The 18,471-nt window shown below is 39.4% G+C and carries 15 protein-coding genes; 11 read left to right on the top strand and 4 right to left on the bottom strand.

What is annotated here, in order from left to right; translation table 11 throughout:
• The first annotated feature begins 11 nt into the window (after positions 1 to 11).
• Positions 12 to 851, top strand: a complete 840-nt coding sequence (locus HMPREF1865_RS02745; protein ID WP_060919107.1) for a polysaccharide deacetylase family protein — start codon at positions 12 to 14, stop codon at positions 849 to 851.
• A 190-nt stretch (positions 852 to 1,041) separates the two neighbouring features.
• On the opposite strand, the gene HMPREF1865_RS02740 is transcribed toward HMPREF1865_RS02745, so the two are convergent.
• Positions 1,042 to 2,427 carry an S-layer homology domain-containing protein gene (locus HMPREF1865_RS02740; protein WP_060919106.1) on the bottom strand — a complete coding sequence of 462 codons (1,386 nt, stop codon included), beginning with the start codon at positions 2,425 to 2,427 and terminating at the stop codon, positions 1,042 to 1,044.
• A 183-nt stretch (positions 2,428 to 2,610) separates the two neighbouring features.
• Entirely contained in the window at positions 2,611 to 4,242 is a 1,632-nt protein-coding gene (locus tag HMPREF1865_RS02735; protein ID WP_060919105.1) for an S-layer homology domain-containing protein, read from the bottom strand.
• Positions 4,243 to 4,765: 523 nt separating this feature from the next.
• On the opposite strand from HMPREF1865_RS02735, the gene HMPREF1865_RS02730 reads away from it, so the two are divergent.
• From HMPREF1865_RS02730 to HMPREF1865_RS02705, 6 genes are all read left to right on the top strand, one after another.
• Complete coding sequence (locus HMPREF1865_RS02730; RefSeq protein ID WP_060919104.1) at positions 4,766 to 5,503, top strand: (Fe-S)-binding protein; 738 nt, start codon at positions 4,766 to 4,768, stop codon at positions 5,501 to 5,503.
• A 12-nt stretch (positions 5,504 to 5,515) separates the two neighbouring features.
• Positions 5,516 to 6,961, top strand: coding sequence for a LutB/LldF family L-lactate oxidation iron-sulfur protein (locus tag HMPREF1865_RS02725; RefSeq protein ID WP_060919103.1), 1,446 nt, complete (start codon positions 5,516 to 5,518; stop codon positions 6,959 to 6,961).
• On the top strand, positions 6,961 to 7,683 hold the full coding sequence (locus tag HMPREF1865_RS02720; protein WP_060919102.1) for a LutC/YkgG family protein: 723 nt from the start codon (positions 6,961 to 6,963) through the stop codon (positions 7,681 to 7,683). Before HMPREF1865_RS02725 ends, HMPREF1865_RS02720 begins: the two co-directional genes overlap by 1 nt.
• A gap of 177 nt (positions 7,684 to 7,860) precedes the next feature.
• Complete coding sequence (locus tag HMPREF1865_RS02715) at positions 7,861 to 9,252, top strand: cation:dicarboxylate symporter family transporter (RefSeq protein ID WP_060919101.1); 1,392 nt, start codon at positions 7,861 to 7,863, stop codon at positions 9,250 to 9,252.
• A 326-nt stretch (positions 9,253 to 9,578) separates the two neighbouring features.
• Positions 9,579 to 11,132 carry a nitrite/sulfite reductase gene (locus HMPREF1865_RS02710; protein WP_060919100.1) on the top strand — a complete coding sequence of 518 codons (1,554 nt, stop codon included), beginning with the start codon at positions 9,579 to 9,581 and terminating at the stop codon, positions 11,130 to 11,132.
• Positions 11,133 to 11,725: 593 nt separating this feature from the next.
• Positions 11,726 to 12,541, top strand: coding sequence for a nitroreductase family protein (locus HMPREF1865_RS02705; protein ID WP_060919099.1), 816 nt, complete (start codon positions 11,726 to 11,728; stop codon positions 12,539 to 12,541).
• 150 nt (positions 12,542 to 12,691) lie between these two features.
• Here HMPREF1865_RS02705 and HMPREF1865_RS02700 read toward each other — a convergent pair whose 3' ends face one another.
• Positions 12,692 to 13,510, bottom strand: a complete 819-nt coding sequence (locus HMPREF1865_RS02700; protein WP_060919098.1) for a MetQ/NlpA family ABC transporter substrate-binding protein — start codon at positions 13,508 to 13,510, stop codon at positions 12,692 to 12,694.
• A 395-nt stretch (positions 13,511 to 13,905) separates the two neighbouring features.
• On the opposite strand from HMPREF1865_RS02700, the gene HMPREF1865_RS02695 reads away from it, so the two are divergent.
• From HMPREF1865_RS02695 to HMPREF1865_RS02685, 3 genes are all read left to right on the top strand, one after another.
• Positions 13,906 to 15,072, top strand: coding sequence for an iron-containing alcohol dehydrogenase (locus tag HMPREF1865_RS02695; protein WP_060919097.1), 1,167 nt, complete (start codon positions 13,906 to 13,908; stop codon positions 15,070 to 15,072).
• A gap of 244 nt (positions 15,073 to 15,316) precedes the next feature.
• Positions 15,317 to 15,982: an AzlC family ABC transporter permease gene (locus HMPREF1865_RS02690; protein WP_230949597.1), complete on the top strand. Its 666-nt coding sequence runs from the start codon at positions 15,317 to 15,319 to the stop codon at positions 15,980 to 15,982.
• On the top strand, positions 15,975 to 16,313 hold the full coding sequence (locus tag HMPREF1865_RS02685) for a branched-chain amino acid transporter permease (protein ID WP_060919095.1): 339 nt from the start codon (positions 15,975 to 15,977) through the stop codon (positions 16,311 to 16,313). The genes HMPREF1865_RS02690 and HMPREF1865_RS02685 overlap by 8 nt, the downstream gene beginning before the upstream one ends.
• A 55-nt stretch (positions 16,314 to 16,368) precedes the next feature.
• Here the strand turns inward: HMPREF1865_RS02685 and HMPREF1865_RS02680 are convergent, their stop codons facing one another.
• Entirely contained in the window at positions 16,369 to 17,220 is an 852-nt protein-coding gene (locus tag HMPREF1865_RS02680) for an aldo/keto reductase (protein ID WP_060919094.1), read from the bottom strand.
• A 111-nt stretch (positions 17,221 to 17,331) separates the two neighbouring features.
• On the opposite strand from HMPREF1865_RS02680, the gene HMPREF1865_RS02675 reads away from it, so the two are divergent.
• Entirely contained in the window at positions 17,332 to 18,441 is a 1,110-nt protein-coding gene (locus HMPREF1865_RS02675) for an efflux RND transporter periplasmic adaptor subunit (RefSeq protein WP_060919093.1), read from the top strand.
• Positions 18,442 to 18,471: the final 30 nt, after the last annotated feature.

The raw sequence follows: 18,471 nt of genomic DNA, 5'->3' as shown, positions 1-18,471 counted from the left end.
GAGGTTAAACAATGAAATTAAAACAGTCTGTACTCATCATGATGGCTGCTGCATTGCCAGTAGTCTCCTTCGCAGCAAGCGAAGTAATTCCTGTAACGCAAGATACTGTAGTCGTACAAGCAGATCAAGCAAATACGAATAGAGTAAATCGTAATGATTTAACATATCGTATTTCTAGCACTGCTACACCAGAGCAAAATCGTGCGTTACGTACTATTCCAACTAGAGTTGATCCGGTTGAAGTAGTAGCTCCAAATGCGGATCGCTATATAGATCGCAAAGAAGTTGCCGTATCTCCTGTGGAATCTACTACAGATCATTTGGATCTAATATTCCCAGAGGTTAAATCTGTTAGCCCAGCTGTAGAAAAAGCAATCAATACGGCTATCAAAAAGTACGTTGCTAAAGTACAAAACGATGTAGAAAAGTTAAATGCTAAAGAATCTAATAAAACAAATGTCGTTATGTACTACGATGTGAAAACAGATAAAAATGGCATTTTCAGCGTATTGATTCATACGTACACAATGCGTGATCGTGATGCAAATGGCGTTATGTATGTAAAAGGATTCACGTTTAATACTACAACAGGCCGTCAATTGTCCTTGTATGACCTTGGTGGTCTTAACAAAAAAGAATTGGTGAATGCTATTAACAATAACCAAGATGTGAAAGATAAATTAGGTGGCGATGTAAATATCGATAAAATGCCTACTGAGTTCTACACAACTGATGATTATTCCGTTGTAATGATCTTGCAACAAGACGTGGATGCAATCCACAGCGCAGGTACAGTATATGTACCTGTTGGTAACTTGCGTGACCGCGAAAATGATGTAACAAAAAACTAATCGAAAACGTGTAAATTCGATTATGTGTGTATAGTAACAGCTGTTTAATTGTGAAAAGAACCGCTCCAATAGGAGCGGTTCTTTTTTTGAATAAGGATTAATTTAAATGTATAACTTAAGGTTGTAGAGGTTAAGTTATTATCAAAACAAAAAGCCGTGTAATGACACGGCTTTTATTACTGTTCTTATTTTATTGCTTGTCACTGTAGTAATTTACGCGTGGAGGCAATGGGAATTGAATATTTCCATCCGAGTTTGTAAGTGGTTCCGGTGGTAGTTGTAAGAATACATTATCACGGAATTTCTTTTTAAATGCTTTCAGCGTCGATTTTTGAATGGAATCAACGGTTATGAGAAGGGCACTCGTGTCTGTATTTGGAGAGATAGAGAGGATCTTGCCTTTTGGTTCCTTCTCTTGGTAAAGGGAGATGGCATCGGATTGATATTCCTCTAGTTGTGCCTGATTCAATTTACCTTTTGATACAACTACAGTTCTATCTAACAGCGGATCGTGAGCATCTGCGATAGCTTTGGCAACGAGGTCAGTTTTCTTTTGATCTGTTAAGGATGCATGTAATTGACCTGCTTCCCAGAAGAGCGCTCCGTCTTGACGGAATTTAGTGAAATCATTGTCATAGCCTAATGCTTTGTCAATGATACTAGCTGTTTTATTTTCTACTTGCTGTTTAAATAATGTGTTATGGAAGGCAAGCGCTTGTTGTGTTTGCGTCATGCGGTAAGCAATTTCCGCTGCTTCTGCACGAGTTACGTATTTTTCAGGGTTAAATAATGTACCAGGCGCATAGTTTGTGAAACCAAGGTAAGCAAGTTCACGAACTGCGTCTTGCGCCCAAGGCGCTACAAATTTTTGGTCTCCATAAGCAACACTATCTAGAACTGTTGGATCCTCAGTAGTATAGCCTAAATAATGAATGTAGTTATCTGCTACTACGGCAAACTCTTGGCGAGACATATATTTTTCTGGTTTATATGTATCATCGCCATAGCCGCTGATGATATTTTTACGCGCTACGGAGTCGATAGCGAGAGCGGACCAACGATCAGAGGTTATATCTTTAAACTTACTAGATATGAAGGCTGCGGTACCATCATCCGTGATGTTGTTGAAGAGTGCTGCCACTTCTTCACGCGTCATAGGTTGATTAGGTCGGAATGTGCCGTCGGAATAGCCTTTCATCAGATTTGCTTTAGTTACAGTGCTAATGGCGTTAGCAGCCCAAAAATCGCTAGGCACATCTGTAAAGATGTGGGCACGAATTTTTTGAATATCTTGAGGTGTACCAATAGAAGTATTTACAACTACAGGTGACGCAGTAATAGTAGATTTAACCTTAGTTGCTTCTGTATTGGTAGCTTCCGTTTTAGCACCATCTATTTTTGCTACATCCGTTTTAGCTGCATCTGCTTTAGCATTTTCCATTTTAGCTGACTCAACAGTAGTTGTAGAAGTATGTGTCGTAGTGGTTGTATTTGCAGAAGCAAAACCAAGGCCTGTTGTAGCCAATAATGTGCCGAGCACGAGGGTACGTAATGCGTAAGGGGTATTCTTGTACATAAAAATCCTTCCTAATCATGGTAAAGGCTAACGATCGATAGCCTAAGAATATAAACTTTCACCAGCATAAAAATCTATATCCATCTCATTGTAGTCAACTAGTTAGAATGCATAGTGATATACAACAAAGCAGCGTAGTACTATTGCGTATACGCTGCTTTGGCTGGTTAAGTGTAACGCCGATTAGCGTTTTACTGTCATTTTTACTTTGGAACCGAATAATTTAGAGATTCCTTGTTGTGTTTCTTTAGATGCAGTAGTTACAACTGCGTAAAGTTGGTTGTTTTCTACATCAGGGAATGTAGCTAGGATTGTACCTGCTTTTTCATTTTTGCTGTAGTAGTTGCGGAAGTTTGTATCGATTGCATCGTATTCAGCTTGGCTGTATTGGGAAGATTCAACTACAACATAGTTGTTTACAGTGGAGTCGCCACGGTTTGCAAGATTTGCTTTTACTGTGGAAATATCGCTGTTGGATTTCAAAGCTACGTGTAATTGATTGTCACGCCAGTACATTACGCCATAATTTTGAAATGCATCTTCTGTTTTGTAAGTTTTATTTAATTCAGAAAATACTTTATCTTCCAATGCAGATTGTTGCTTTTGATCAAGTGCTTTTAGTGTGCTGCGGCGAACAGGGCGAACTGTGCGCGTAAGTTCAGTTTTTTCCGCTACAGTAGCATCTTTGTTGCCTTTTAAGTCTTTCTCAGCTTTTTTAGCCTCAGCTTTTGCTGCTTTATCTGCCTTTGCGGCATCTTTTTTCATGTCTTTATCAGCCTTAGCCATATCTTTTTTTGCATCTTTACTTACTTTGGATGCATCTTTTTCGATTGCTTTATCAGCTTTAATAAGATCTTCTTTTACAGCCATTTCTGCTTTAGCTTCTGTAGTAGTATGCTTTGGTGTAGCAAGGCCAGCACCGTTGAGCATACGGTTCAAAATAGTTGCGGCTTGTGCTCTTGTTACAGGTTGTTTAGGGTTGAAGCTTTCTGTTGCACCAGATGCTACGATGCCACGTTGTGCCATGTATTGAATATCTGCTAAGTAATCAGTGGAGATATTAGCTTCATCTTTGAATGTCACTTTTTCAGTTTTTACAGGTGTAGAAATATTTAATTTCTTAGCCAAGCTAGCTGCGGATGCAACGAACTCTTCGCGGTTCATAGTTTTGCTAGGGGTGAAAGCTGTTTTAGATGTGCCTTCCATTACGCCAGCAGCGCTTACTAATTTGATAGCGGAGTTAGACCAACGATCTGCTTCTACGTCGGAGTAGGAGGCAGTAGACTCTTTTGCTGTAATTTCAGCTAATTCTTGTTCATTTAAGTTGTGTTGTAATACTTTGCCATAAATAGCAGCTGCTTGTTCACGTGTGATTTGAGCGCTAGGTTTGAATGTATTGTCAGAGTAACCAGAAAGGTAACCGGCTTGAGACATTGCTTGGATAGCGTCGCGTGCCCAGTTATCTTTTGTATCTGTGTATATGCCTACTGGCAATGTTTCTTTAGCTTTAGTAGTTGCTTTAACTTCAGTGGCCTTAACCGCTGGTTTAGCTTCGGCTTTAGGTGCTGCTACTTTTTCGGTAGTTGCAGGTTTTGCTGCAGTAGCTTTAGTATCCACTTTATTATCTGCTTTCGCAGTTGTAGTTTTAGCATTCACTTTAGCATTTGTAGCTTTAGTCGTAGTTGCTTTAGCTTGCGTATTTGTTACCGTTGTTGCTTTAGTGTGTGCCGCAGTAGTTTCAGCGTGAGCCATGCCGAATGTAGAACCAAGGGCCAATGTAATTGCTAAGGACAAAGATAATTTATTTAGTTTCATTGAAAAGGGCTCCTTTCAAACTATACTTATATAAAATAAATTATAACACTTTTTAAATTTATACACTACTATAAGAAAATGTAATATATAAGGATAAAATTTACATGAATTTGAAATTTTGAGTTTGATTATGTAAATATAGGATGAAATATAGATAAAACTTGATTTTCTTGTGTCCAAAAATGCAAAATGATAAACATTCCCAAAATCTAGGTTTTATGGGGCTTTTACAAGAAAAATTGATAAATGAAATAATAGATGTGATAAAATTCAATGTTTGTTATTACAAAAAGTCATAACGATATGAGAAATAAAAGGGTACATACGAATATAGCAATTCTTTGGACAATATCTATATGATTAATTTATAATTATATCGATGAGCTTTTGAATATTTATTTGAAAGCATAAGTAATGTTCAGGGCAGAAATTTAGTCGAAAAATTCACTACTAAAATTGCCATAACACATACATATCAAAATTTTTTATTAGGTTAAGTACTAGAAAAGACGAGGAAGATAATATGAAAATTCATCTTTTCCAACAGTGTTTGATTGACATGTTCTACCCTCATGTAGGTATGGCTGGTGTAGAAGTACTTGAAAGATTAGGTTGCGAACTTGTAGTACCTAAGAAACAAGTATGTTGTGGACAAATGTTCACTAACTCTGGTTATAATGAAGCGGCTATGGACGCAATTAAGAACACAATCGAATGCTTTGAGAACGCTGAATATGTAGTCAGCATGTCCGGCTCTTGCGCTTTTGCAATCCGCGATGAATATCATCATTTCTTAAAAGATCAACCAGAGTGGTTGGCGCGCGCAGAAAAATTGAGTGGCAAAATTTATGAATTTACTCAATTTATTACTGACGTATTAGGTGTTGAAGATGTAGGGGCTCGTTTCAACGAATCCGTTACATATCATACATCTTGCCACGTAACTCGTTTGATGGGCATTAAAGAGCCTCCTTTCAAACTCCTTAAAAACGTTAAAGATATCAACTTGATTGAATTACCACGTGCAGATCGTTGCTGTGGGTTTGGCGGTACTTTCTCCGTTAAAAACCCTGAAATCAGTGAAGTTATGACACGCGAAAAAGCATTGGAAATTGCTGGCACAGGTGCTAATGTTATTTCCGGTTCTGACCAAGCGTGCTTGATGAATATTGCTGGTATGCTAGATCGCCTTCATAAAGATGGTGAAATCGATCGCCGTATCAAAGTAATGCATATTGCTGAAATCTTAAACTGCCGTTAAGGAGGAGACGACATGGCACTTATATATGACAATCGCCCCTATAAAGCACGTATAAAAGAATGTTTAGCTGACGATTTCAAAGTTGCAGCTATTAAAAAAGCACAAGACGTGTTTTATGATAAACGTAATACAGTAGTTGCGGATGTTCCTGAATGGTTAGATTTCCGCGCTGAAGCGGCTAAAATTCGCGATCACGTACTTAACAACTTGGACTTCTATGTAAGTCAATTTGCTGACAATGCTGAAAAAGCCGGTTCTAAAGTTCACTTTGCATTTGACGACAAAGAAGCGACTCAAATCGCCTTAGACATCCTTCGTCAACGCGACGCTAAAATGATCGTTAAATCCAAAACTATCTTGACTGAAGAAATTGGCTTGAACGAAGTTTTAGAAGAGGCTGGCATCGAAGTTAACGAAACTGACTTGGCTGAATTTATTTTGCAAACTGCAGTAAGCCCACCATCTCATATCGTAGTACCAGGCCTTCACTTCGAACGTAACAAAATCCGCGAAATCTTCGCTGAAAAATTAGGTTATACAGGTACTGAAAACCCTACAGAAATGACTCACTTCGTACGCGGTTATGTACGTGAGCGCTTCTTGAACGCAGACGTAGGCGTTAACGGTTGTAACTTTGCGGTTGCTGAATCTGGTACATGTACAATCGTTTCTAACGAAGGTAACGGTCGTATGGCTAGCTCCATTCCTAAGACTCAATTGATCTTCTTAGGTGCAGAGCGTATTGTTCCTGACTTCAAAGCTCTTGACGTTATGATGGAAATGTTGAACCGTTCCGCAGTAGGTTCTAAAATTTCCAACTACTTCTCCATGATGACTGGTCCTGCTCGTTCTGGGGAAGCTGATGGTCCTGAAGAAACTCATATCATCATTATCGACAACGGTCGTTCTGGCATCTTGGGTGGTACATTCCAAGAAATGCTACGTTGTATCCGTTGTGGCGCATGTATGAATATCTGTCCAGTATACCGTCACGTTTCTGGTCATGGTTATGGCTCCGTATATCCAGGTCCAATGGGCGCTGTATTGACTCCATTGTTCAAGGGTTACGATGTAGCTGGCGATCTTCCATATGCTTCCACATTGTGCGGTGCATGTACAGAGAACTGTCCAGTAGCTATTCCATTGCATGAATTATTGATGGAACACCGTCATGTTATGGCTGATATTGAAAAAACTCGTCCGAAAGCAGAAGAAGCTATCTTTACTGCAGCTGCTAAGATGTTCGGTAATGCAACATTGTTCGATCTTGGTACAAAAGCTGGTGCTATCGGCATGAACTTAATTAGTAATAAAGAAGGTAACATGCCTGCATGGACTCAAGCTGTTCCAGTTATGAACGGTTGGACTAAGTCTAAAGAATTGGGTTCCTTGAAATTCAAGAAATTCCGCGATTTATATGCTGAACATGAAAAGAACAAGAAGAAGGAGAAAAAATAATGGATGTAGCTAAACGTAATCAATTTGTTGCACGTTTATCTCGTGCATTAGGCCGTGATCAAATTCCTACATTCGTAGAATCTTTTGATTATAGCCATGGTCCTCAAGAAACTATGTTCAAAGATTTATCTCATGAACAAGTTATCACTATGTTCAAGGAACAATGTGAACGAGTAGGTACAAAATTTGTAGATACTACACCTGATAAATTAGGTGAAACTATTATGGCTGTTATCGAAGAGCGTGGTAATGGTAAAGTTGTTTTCCCAAGCTCCTCCGAAGTTGAAGAATATAAATTAAAAGAATTATTCGAACAAGATGCAGCTTCTAATGGTGGTGTTCGTACATACTTCCAATGGGACCCAGCTAAAGGTCGTGAAGAATGTATTTCTAATACTGCTAATGCTGATATCGGTATTACATTCCCCTACTGCGGTATCGCTGAAACTGCTACTGTAGTACAAGCATCTGGTGAAGAATCTGGCCGTGCAATTAGCTTGTTACCAGAAACTCATATTGCTGTATTGTATACTGATACAATTAATCCACGTATGACACAAACAATGGAACATTTGGCTGAACGTTATCACAATGATCCATCCAAATTCCCTACAAATATTTGCTTGATTTCTGGCCCGTCCCGTACGGCTGATATCGAGTTGGTAACTGTAGATGGTGCTCATGGTCCTATCCGCGTTACATATATCTTAGTTAATAGATAATATAGTAACTAGATTAACTAAAGGCGACTTTCTTTTGGAAGGTCGCCTTTTTTGTATATATTTCAGAATAAATAATATTTTATTTAAAAAAAATAATATTATACTTGTATTTTTTTCGATATATGCTATACTAAGTTCATAACCTATTATTGTGATATGAATTAAAAGAGGTGTATTATGAATATTCCATTCTTTACAGATTACCTCATGTTAAGCAATCCACTAAGTATTGGTATTATCGCGGTGTTTGTGCTCGTGTTAATAGGTATTTATGTATTGCAACGCAAGGGCACATCCTTCGGTAATCTCGTTATTATTGGTACTATTGCTGGTGCCGTACTCGGTGTAGCGGTTCAAATTATTGCAGGCTTCCCTGATGATCCATCTAAAGTGGTTTATATCAAGGAAAGTACTAAGTGGTTCTCCCTTGTAGGGGGCGGTTTCATTGACTTAATCCGCATGCTTGTTATTCCTATCGTTTTTATCTCCATTGTACACGTTATTTTGCACATGGAGGCAGGTGCTAACCTTAAAAAGTTAGTAGTTGCTATGATTTCTACGAATCTCGGCATGGTAGCCGTTGCTGCTGTAGTAGGCCTTATTTTGGGCAATGCTTTCGGTTTAGGGCAAGGCTTTGATATCGTTGAATCTGGTAAGAAGATTCGTGAAATCAAACCTATGGTTGATACATTCCGTGCATTGATTCCAAGCAACCCAATTCAAGCGGCTGCTGAAACAAATGTTATCGGTATTGTTGTATTTGCAATTATCTTAGGTAGCGTAGCTCGCCTATTAAAACAAACAGGAACAAACTCCATGGAGATGTTCACTAAACTATTTGATGAGCTTCACCAATTGATTTCCTGGGTGGCTGACTTTATCATCAGTCTTATGCCGTATGGCGTAGTTGCATTGCTAGCTTCTACATTAGCAACTCGTGGCGTACAAGCTATTCTTGATATGGGTTTATTTGTAGTATTACTTTACGTTGGTATCTTAATCATGTTCGTTGTACAAGCTATTTTGATTACTAGCTTTGGTTACAATCCGATTACATATTTCAAGAAAGCAAAAGCGCCTCTTTTATTGGCTTTCACATCCCGTTCCTCTATGGGCGTGTTGCCATTGACTGTAGAGACTTTGACAAAACGTCTTGGCGTAAATGCTACAACTGCTAATACAGTCGCTTCCTTCGGTACTACTGCGGGCATGCAAGGTTGTGCCGGCGTATTCCCTGCACTTGTTGTGGTGTACATCTCTAACGTAGCGAATATTCCATTCGATATGACTATGTACATCATGAGTGTTATCGTTATCGCTATCGGTTCCGTTGGTATCGCAGGTGTGCCAGGTACTGCTACAATGGCTGCATCCGTATCCCTTAGTGGTACAGGCCTTGGTGCGTACTTCACCTCTATTAGCCCAATCCTAGCTATCGATCCATTGATCGATATGGGCCGTACATGTTTGAATGTATCTGGCTCCTTAACAAATGCTCTCGTAGTAGATAAAATTATGGGAACTATCGATAAAGACGCATACAATAATCCTAACGAAGGTCGCGTGTAGGTCCCAAGATTAGATATGAACTTAAAAGTATAGTTATTCCTAGCAGAGCTTGAGTTTATAAAACTAATAACACTTAAGTTTATAAAACTAACAACACTAACAACACTTAATCATACAAAACCATCAGAACTAACATAAAAGAACAGCCATCGGGCTGTTCTTTTTTTGTTTTTTAAAAGTAATAATTATTACAGATTGTAAAGAGTAGTATTAATATTCGGTATAAAATTTGTGAGTTAAGCTATAAACATACTTATGCATGTATGGTATACTAACCGTTGCATTTATAAATCATGCTTAATAGATATAAGCCAAGAGGGTAATATATGATTACACAAGAATTGAAAGATCGATTAATTGCAGATTATTCAAAGTTTGAAGATATGACACATAAATTTTATAAAAAAGAAATGTCTATCGCTGACTATAAAGGTGAGTCTGGAGCTTTTGGTAGTTACGCAGAGCGTGGAGCTAACTCCAGTATGAGTCGTTGGCGTTTTAATGGGGGCCGCATGACTCGAGAACATATGCAGTTCTTAGCGGACTCCATTCGTAAATATAACTTGCAACACGTCCATTTTACTACTGGCCAATGCTTGCAAATGCATGGGCTTGATGGCGATACGATTTTAAGCCTTTTTAAAGAGTGCCATGAACATGGTATCTACAATCGTGGTGCTGGTGGTGATAATCCAAATGTAGTGGCTAGTATTTTGCGCGGCATCGATCCTCGTGAAACTTTAGATATAACACCTTATGCAACGGCGATTAGCGAGTTCCTCATGGAGCAAATGTTTTATATCAAGCTTCCTCGCAAATTTAAGATGGGTATCGATAATGGCTTTGATAGTACACCACACTCTACGTTCAAGGATCTAGGCTTTAATTTGACGAAACACAATACCTTTGATGTGTATGCTTGTGGTGGTCTCGGACCGAATCCGCGTATGGGGATTCTCGTGGCACACGATGTGCAACCTGAGGATGTATTGTACCATGTGAAAGCCATGCTCATGGTCTTTGCGAATCACGGTAATTTTAAAAATCGTGGTAAAGCTCGGACACGTTATATGCCGGCAGAAATGGGTGGGGCGGAAGCTTTCATTAAAACCTATGAAGAAACCTTGGCGATGGTGAAAAATGTAGAACAGTTGACTGTTAATCCAGCTGACTACGTCTATGAAATTACAAAATCAGGCAAGCGTGATGATTCTGTGATGAATCATCGAATCCATCGTCAAAAACAAAAAGGTCTATATTACGTGGAATATCATCCGATAGGTGGGGATGTCAATGTAGAAAACTTATTGGCTGCCCTTGATTATGCAGTAACTCTAGACCAAGTAGAGGCCCGTATTGCACCGGAACAAGCTGTGTATTTTATTAATCTAACGGCCGATGAAGCTCGTAAGATTGCAGCGCTAACAGATGATAGTGCTAGTAATGAGTTCCGACGCTCCGTATCCTGTGTTGGCTCTACCGTTTGTCAAATTGGTATTCAAGACTCTAATGGTCTGCTGAAATCGATCTTTACCTACCTTGAAGAAAAGGGTGTAGATACAAGAAAACTGCCTCGATTACACATTTCTGGCTGCCCGCACTCCTGTGGGACACACCAAATTGGAGAAATCGGATTTCACGGATCGGTAAAACTAGTAGATAAGAAGCCTACGGTATCCTTTATGTTAGTTGATGGTGGTTCAGAACACATGGGCTCTGAAAGCTTCGGCAAAATGGCAGGCCACATCGTTGCCACAAAAATACCGAAATTCATGGAAGCCTTGGCGAATACTCTGAATGAATCTCCGGAACCAGACTTTGGGACCTGGAGAATGACACACAAAGCGCAATACATGGAGCTTATAAAAGCATTTGAGTAAATATGTTTGGATTGCTTGTGATGGGGCCCCGTTAGATTGCGACAACTCAATAAATAATAAAAAGAGTTCCCTCTTTGCTCCGTTCTTCGCAAAGTCGCTGCATAGGGAACTCTTTTTATTATTTGACCGTCTGCTATTAACCAATCCCATCACAAGCTACATCTGATATTTACTCAATCTGCTTTTATATAATAGGGGGAGGGGAGAGACGGCCAAGTAATTTTGACTAAATTACTACCAAGACTAGCCGTAGGCTAGTCCCTTCCCCACGGTGGGCATGGCGCCACTACTATAAAGCCTTTTTATATAGATCAATCAGTGTATCTAGGCGTTATGTACTTTAAGCAGGCGTACCTATTTTGATGGGACGTCTTTATGAATATAATTATAAAAAAGTACAAATATACTTGTGCAGCGACTTTGCGAAGAACGGAGCAAGCAAGTATATTTGTACTTTTTTAGCTAGGTTGTAGAAATGAAATGGGGCCCCATCAAAATAGGTCTTATAGCCTCTATAAGTATATGTTGCCTAGATAACCCTTGATTGAGTATGTTATAATAGGCTTTATAGTAGTGTTTGGAGGATTTATCAGATGTTATTTACCGTCAATACAGAAGTCTGTACACGATGCGGCCTTTGCGTTGCTGACTGTCCGACAGGCTTGCTGGTGATGTCCGATAATGGACCTGTAACTGGCAGGGGAGGTTGTATCTCCTGTGGGCATTGTATTTCCGTATGCCCTACACTTGCTCTTGACAGCGATATGACACCGCGTAAGGAGCAAATCGATATTACAAAAGAACCTAAGTTAACGCCAGAACAGGCTGAGCTATTCATGCGTAGTCGTCGTTCTATTCGTAACTATCAAAATAAACCAGTCCCTGCAGAGCTCATTCGCAAAGTATTAAATGTTGCAAGAATGGCGCCAACAGCGACTAATACACAAGGTATTTCATATATTGTAATTCGGGATAAACAAAAGTTGCGCCGTATTGCTGATCTCGTTTTGGAGTGGATGCATTTGGCTGCAAAAACAGTACCGATTATGCGTCTTTATGCTCGTGCTGCTCAAGCAGAGGTAGATAAAGGCAAGGAGTATATCTTGCGCGATGCGCCGGCTCTCGTAGTGGCAATTGGCTCTAAAAAGGACATTCATCGTACCCATGATAGTGGTCACTCTTGCTTGTCTTATGCTGAGCTATATGCACCGACTTTAGGTCTTGGCACTTGTTGGGCAGGCTTCTTTGAACATGCAGGCGAAGCAGAATACAAACCATTGTTGGAGCTTTTAGGTGTGCCAGAGGATAAAATCATTGCTGGTGCTATCTTGATGGGTTATCCACGTGTTCGTTATCGTAACATCGTGGAACGTCAACCATTGGATGTTGTATTCGATACTGAAGAATAAAATAAAAGCGATACTCTAACTAGATTAGGGTATCGCTTTTTGGCATATAATGAAATTTTTACATATAAAATGAGTTTTTACATATAAATTGAGACTTTTACCAATAAAAAGACCGGCCTCTGAGATTATAGAGGTCGGTCTGTAATTTATTTAATTTGCAGATGTAATGGTACCTTTGAAAGTATCATTAATGAATTGCTTGATGGCATCAGATTTGTAGATGTCCGCGATTTTTTTGTATGTTTCGTTGTCTTTATCTTGTTCACGAACGGCAAGAATCATAACGGCTAAAGGTTCATCTTTAGGTTCTAAGAAGAAACCTTGTTTTTCTACATTGAGCCCCGCGCTTTGAACGTAGTTCATAGGAATTGCGGCTACTACAACATCGTCTAGGCTACGTGGTAATTGAGCTGCTTCTAACTCTTGAATTTGAAGATTTTTAGGGTTAGATGTAATATCAGCTACAGTTGCTTTAAACCCTACGCCTTCTTTTAGCGTAATAAGGCCTGCTTTAGCTAATAGCGCTAGACCACGGCCGCCATTAGTTGGATCGTTTGGAATGGCAACGATAGCGCCTTCTGGAACATCAGCAGCACTGCGTACAGAGTTGCTGTATAAGCCCATTGGCATTAAGATCGTTTTACCAATAGCTACTAACTTGGATCCGTTTTGTTTGTTAAAGTTTTCCATGAATGGTACGTGTTGGTACGCGTTCAATTGAATATCACCGTCAGCAAGAGCTTTATCTGGTGTTACATAATCGGAGAACTCTACAACCTTAAGTTCGATACCTTGTTTTTTAGCTTCCTTAGCTACTGCTTCTGCTACCTGTGCATGAGGACCGGCAGTGGCACCGATTTTAATTTCCTTTGGCGTTTGACTAGCTTGATTTGTACTATTACCACAACCAGCGATGGCAAATGCGAGCACACCAACGAGGAGTGGAGCAATAAACTTTTTGAATTTCATAATAACATCCCTTTCTACAACATATGTAATGTAGATATCCTATCATGAGAATGGGCTTTTGCATATTATATATACATATCAGTTGGCTATAGATTAAAACTATGAGTCTTGGTACGTATCTACAAATGATTTTTAGTAGATATTTATAAATATGGATGAAGTAGACACCGATAAATACAGATTCTACATATTAAGAACATCAAAATATGATATAATATATATTAAGTTTTATACAATTAAATTCAATGGAAATAGTATATATAGTAAATATTAATACTTGATATTTAATGCGTAATACTTAAAATTTAACACTTAAAACTTAGTACTTAATACTTAATACTTAATATTTATTATTTATTACTTATCACTTATCACTTATCACTTAGGAGGTTATCATGTTTAACTTTGATTTTTATAATCCTACACATATCGTATTTGGTAAAGACCGTTTAGGTGAACTTGATACTTTGGTACCAAAGGATGCGAAGGTATTGATTACCTATGGTGGGGGCTCTGCAGTACGCAGTGGCCTTATCGATCGTGTCGTAACGGCTCTTGGGAACCGAAAGGTTGAACAATTTGGCGGCATCGAACCGAATCCATCTTTAGCAACCTGTGAACGTGCGGTAGCTTTCATTAAAGAACATGGCATAGATTTCGTGCTTGCTGTAGGCGGTGGTTCCGTCGTGGATGCCACAAAACTCATCGTTATGGGCGCTACGTATGATGGTCCTGTCATTGATGTAATGAAAGCAGGTCTACCAGCAGTTCCTGTAGAAATGGTGCCGAACCCATTACCATTTGGTACTGTTATGACTATTCCTGCAACCGGTTCTGAAATGAATAATGGAGCTGTTATCTCTCATGGGGATGGCAAATTCCCTGTGTTCAGTAGCTTAGTATTCCCTAAGTTTTCCATGCTAGATCCTACATTAACATTTACCTTGCCTGAAAAACAAGTTAAGAATGGTGTTATTGATACCTTTGTACATACTACAGAGCAATATTTAACGTATCCTGCAGAAGGTCGCATTCAAGATCGTTTCTGTGAAGGTCTTTTAAAGACCATGATTGAAATTGGTCATTTAACTGTAGAGGAGCCTGAAAACTATGATATTCGTGCTAACCACGTGTGGGCATCCACATTAGCTTTAAATGGCTTAATTGGTGCTGGCGTGCCACAAGACTGGGCTACACATCTTATCGGACATGAATTGACGGCTGCCTACCATCTTGATCACGGTATAACATTAGCCATCGTATTACCTGCATTATTGGAAGTGAAAAAAGCAGATAAACTCGAAAAATTGGCACAATATGCTACACGCGTATGGCATATTACTGAAGGCACAACAGAAGAAAAAGCAGATAAAGCGATTGCTAAAACTCGTGAATTCTTTGAATCTCTTGGCGTAGCCACTCATTTGAAAGACTATGGCATCGGTGCAGAAGCTGTGGATAAAGTCGTGAAGCAATTAAAAGACCACGGCATGGTAAAACTTGGTGAAAAAGGAGATATTACTCCAGAAGTAGCTCGCGAAATTTTAATGTGTGCTTTATAAAGAGTTGTGTTGAGAATAATCAAAATTTGACACATACCACATAGAATGTATAATATAATAGCTTAAATAAAAGACACCATTTGGTGTCTTTTATTATTAAATTTTATTTGCTAATGGATATAGGGGTTAAATTTGCTTAGCTCTTGACTACTTTTTATATGATATACAATTTATGATTTTGAAAGGAGGAAATCCTTTGAGTGAAACAAAACGTCGAAGCGCCTTTTCTTTTGCACTTCCTTTGGTGGTACCTATTGGTATCAGTTTGTTTTTCTTAGGTTTAGGTTTTGGTCTTTATGTTACTAGCCAAGGACTCCCTTGGTGGACCGCACCAGCTTTGGCGGCTACTATTTTTGCAGGCTCCATGGAGTTTGTAACGATAGGACTGATGTTAGCTGGATTTGATCCTCTCAATGCCTTTATTTTGACCTTATTCGTTAATGGTCGTCATTTCTTCTATGGTTTATCAATGTTACAACGATATGTAAATATGGGCTGGAAATGGTTCCCTACTATTGCTTGGATGTGTGATGAAAGCTTTGCTATCAATGTAAGTACTCAGTTGCCCGATGATGTAGATGAAAAGTCGTTCTATTTCCACGTAACTTGGTTAAATTATGTATTTTGGGTAGTTAGTACTTTTATAGGTGGACTATTTGGTAATCTTTTAGCCGCTGTAGATTTACGAGGTATTGACTTTGTATTACCAGGCTTATTTATTGTTATTTTTTTAGAGATGCTGTTGAATACTAAGAATAATAATATAAGATTATTTGGTGTTGCTGGTGCGATAATAGGGGTGGTAATGCTTTTACTGGCAGGAAAATCCATCTTTATGCTTGCCTCTATGAGTTGTATGATCGTAGCATCTTATATTGCATATAAGTGGGGAGGTGTACGCCTTGACTAGTTTAGAAATGGTCATTACTGTTGCTATTGTAGTAGCAGGTACATTGCTTACACGATTTGCTGCTTTTCTCATCTTCCCTCCCGGTAAAAAGGCGCCAGACTTTGTACTGTACTTAGGTAAGGCTCTACCTGCAGCGGTTATGGGCCTGCTTGTTGTGTACACGTTTAAAGATACTGTAGTTCTGACATATCCTTATGGACTTCCTGAATTGATTGCATTGTTAGTTACAGTGGGGCTTCATATATGGAAGCGAAATATGTTCATGTCAATTGGGGCAGGAACTGTAGCATATATGATTCTTGTACAAGCCATATTTAATGTGACAAAATAAAATAAACCACGTATATCTATTCCTATGAAAGGTTAGATATACGTGGTTTTATTTTTTATTTTAATTGTAAAAGTCTTTCAAGACCTGGCGCAGTATGATGGTCTTCCAAGAAGTCTTGTTGGTCTAATAATTCCATAACGTCCATGTCGATGTTGGTTAATTTGAAGTCGAATACATCGAAGTTGGCTTCAATATGACTCACATTATTTGCCTTTGGCAATGGAATGATGCCTCGTTGGATGTGCCAACGCAAGATGATTTGGTGTTTTGATACACCGTATTTTTCAGCCAAGCTTTTAATAATTGGATGGTCGAATATCGGTTGGCGATCACGAGTAAATGGAGACCACGCCATACCTACGACTTGATGTTTTCTCATTAATTGTAAAAGAGATTGACGTTGGTTGAATGGGTGACACTCGATTTGGTTGACCACCGGTTTTACATTGCAATGGTACAGCAAATCGATGAGGCGGTCTTCGTAGAAGTTAGATAGACCTAACCCACGCAATATATTTTGGTCGTATAGTTCTTCCATAGCGCGCCAAGAGCCGTAGTAATCACCAAGGGGTTGGTGTACGAGCATGATGTCAATATAATTGGTATCTAGTTTCTTTAAGGAGCTTTCAACAGCACGCATCGTATTATCATAGCCCGCATCAGTGTGCCATATTTTAGTCGTAATGATGATGTCTGTACGCTTGACGCTAGATGCTTTGATGCCTCTACCAACGGCCTCTTCGTTGCCGTAATAGGATGCCGTATCGAGTAAACGATAGCCTACGCCAAGTGCATTTACAACGGCTTGTTCAGTCTCTCCTTCGGTACCTGTTTTATAGGTGCCATAACCGATAGAGGGAATGAAGCTGCCATTATTTAAAATTCTAAAGTCCATCCGTTCTTCCATGAGAACCTCCGTTATATCCATAAACTAAAGGAAATAGCTTTCATATAATTCTAATTGATTTTATGATATACTAAGGTATTGATAAAAATCAATATGATAGGAAGTGACAGAATGAAAATAAATCGTTTCTGCTCTGTAATTGCTATCCTTGGTGTTATGATTATGGTGCTCGCCATTGCGGGATGTGGTACAAAAACTGTATCCGTCTCGGAGGTAACGTACAAGGATATGCCGTTGCAGATTCATAATGATGCCAATGTAACGGCCCTTAATAAGGCGACGATAACGCCGACTTTAACGGGGCAGGTCGTGTATGCTGTGAAAGTGGGTGACCAAGTACAACAAGGTCAAACCTTGGCTACTGTAGATACATCGGCTTTACAACAACAGCTAGCATCCTTACAAGGACAGTTAGAGCAAGCTCAATCATATACGACATCTGTGACGACTACGGCGGCAGCATCTATAGATAGTGCCCAATTGGAACAGGCTCAACGCATGCGTGAAGCGGGCATGATTACACAAAAGGAATATGAGCGTATTCTGGAAAGAGCTAGACCACAAACTACGACTGTCACAACTGGTGGCGGCGGTGGCGCTAATGCGGCGGCTATTGAGGCACAAATAGCTCAAGTATCTGCTCAGATGGCGGCATCTACAATCGTGGCCCCTATAGCAGGTACGGTGACATCTATCTATAATGAAGACCGTCAAATGGCGATTGCTGATCGTCCGTTTATGATGATTCAACAAACTACACCGATGGTAGCCTCTCTCAGCATTCCCCGTGATGCGGCTATGAAGTTAGGTACATCTGAAGCCAAGAATGGTATGAAGGTACTTCTCAAGGTGGGGGACCAAGAAATACCGGGGGAATTGACTTACGTAGATATTACTCAGCCTGAAAATGTGCCAAGTGTCCTCGTAAAAGCTACTTTCAACAATGAGAAAGGCCTTATCAAGGCTGGTGAATTCTATACACTCGTTATTGAATCTAATGTGAAAGCCAAGATGCTGACCGTTCCAACTAAGGCGGTTCGGGAAAATCAAGATGGCAAATATGTATATGTATTAACCGAGAATAATACAGTTGATGTACGTGTTGTTGAGGTAGGCATTACTGAAGGTGATGACGTAGCTATTATTTCTGGACTCAACGAAGGTGACAAGGTTATCACAACCGATGGCACCTTTGAGTTAGGTGAATCTGTAAAATTGTAATTACGAACCCTATGGGTTTAATACTAGATT

This window comes from Veillonella parvula, assembly GCF_001553335.1.
GTDB lineage: Bacteria > Bacillota > Negativicutes > Veillonellales > Veillonellaceae > Veillonella > Veillonella parvula_S.
Note: the sequence above shows the minus strand (reverse complement) of the source record. Positions and strands in the feature narration are given on the sequence as shown.

Bases quoted from the DNA above. Each gene is read 5' to 3' on its own strand.
- HMPREF1865_RS02745 (WP_060919107.1), top strand. From the start codon at position 12: ATGAAATTAAAACAGTCTGTACTCATCATGATGGCTGCTGCATTGCCA.
- HMPREF1865_RS02740 (WP_060919106.1), bottom strand. From the start codon at position 2,427: ATGTACAAGAATACCCCTTACGCATTACGTACCCTCGTGCTCGGCACA.
- HMPREF1865_RS02735 (WP_060919105.1), bottom strand. From the start codon at position 4,242: ATGAAACTAAATAAATTATCTTTGTCCTTAGCAATTACATTGGCCCTT.
- HMPREF1865_RS02730 (WP_060919104.1), top strand. From the start codon at position 4,766: ATGAAAATTCATCTTTTCCAACAGTGTTTGATTGACATGTTCTACCCT.
- HMPREF1865_RS02725 (WP_060919103.1), top strand. From the start codon at position 5,516: ATGGCACTTATATATGACAATCGCCCCTATAAAGCACGTATAAAAGAA.
- HMPREF1865_RS02720 (WP_060919102.1), top strand. From the start codon at position 6,961: ATGGATGTAGCTAAACGTAATCAATTTGTTGCACGTTTATCTCGTGCA.
- HMPREF1865_RS02715 (WP_060919101.1), top strand. From the start codon at position 7,861: ATGAATATTCCATTCTTTACAGATTACCTCATGTTAAGCAATCCACTA.
- HMPREF1865_RS02710 (WP_060919100.1), top strand. From the start codon at position 9,579: ATGATTACACAAGAATTGAAAGATCGATTAATTGCAGATTATTCAAAG.
- HMPREF1865_RS02705 (WP_060919099.1), top strand. From the start codon at position 11,726: ATGTTATTTACCGTCAATACAGAAGTCTGTACACGATGCGGCCTTTGC.
- HMPREF1865_RS02700 (WP_060919098.1), bottom strand. From the start codon at position 13,510: ATGAAATTCAAAAAGTTTATTGCTCCACTCCTCGTTGGTGTGCTCGCA.
- HMPREF1865_RS02695 (WP_060919097.1), top strand. From the start codon at position 13,906: ATGTTTAACTTTGATTTTTATAATCCTACACATATCGTATTTGGTAAA.
- HMPREF1865_RS02680 (WP_060919094.1), bottom strand. From the start codon at position 17,220: ATGGAAGAACGGATGGACTTTAGAATTTTAAATAATGGCAGCTTCATT.
- HMPREF1865_RS02675 (WP_060919093.1), top strand. From the start codon at position 17,332: ATGAAAATAAATCGTTTCTGCTCTGTAATTGCTATCCTTGGTGTTATG.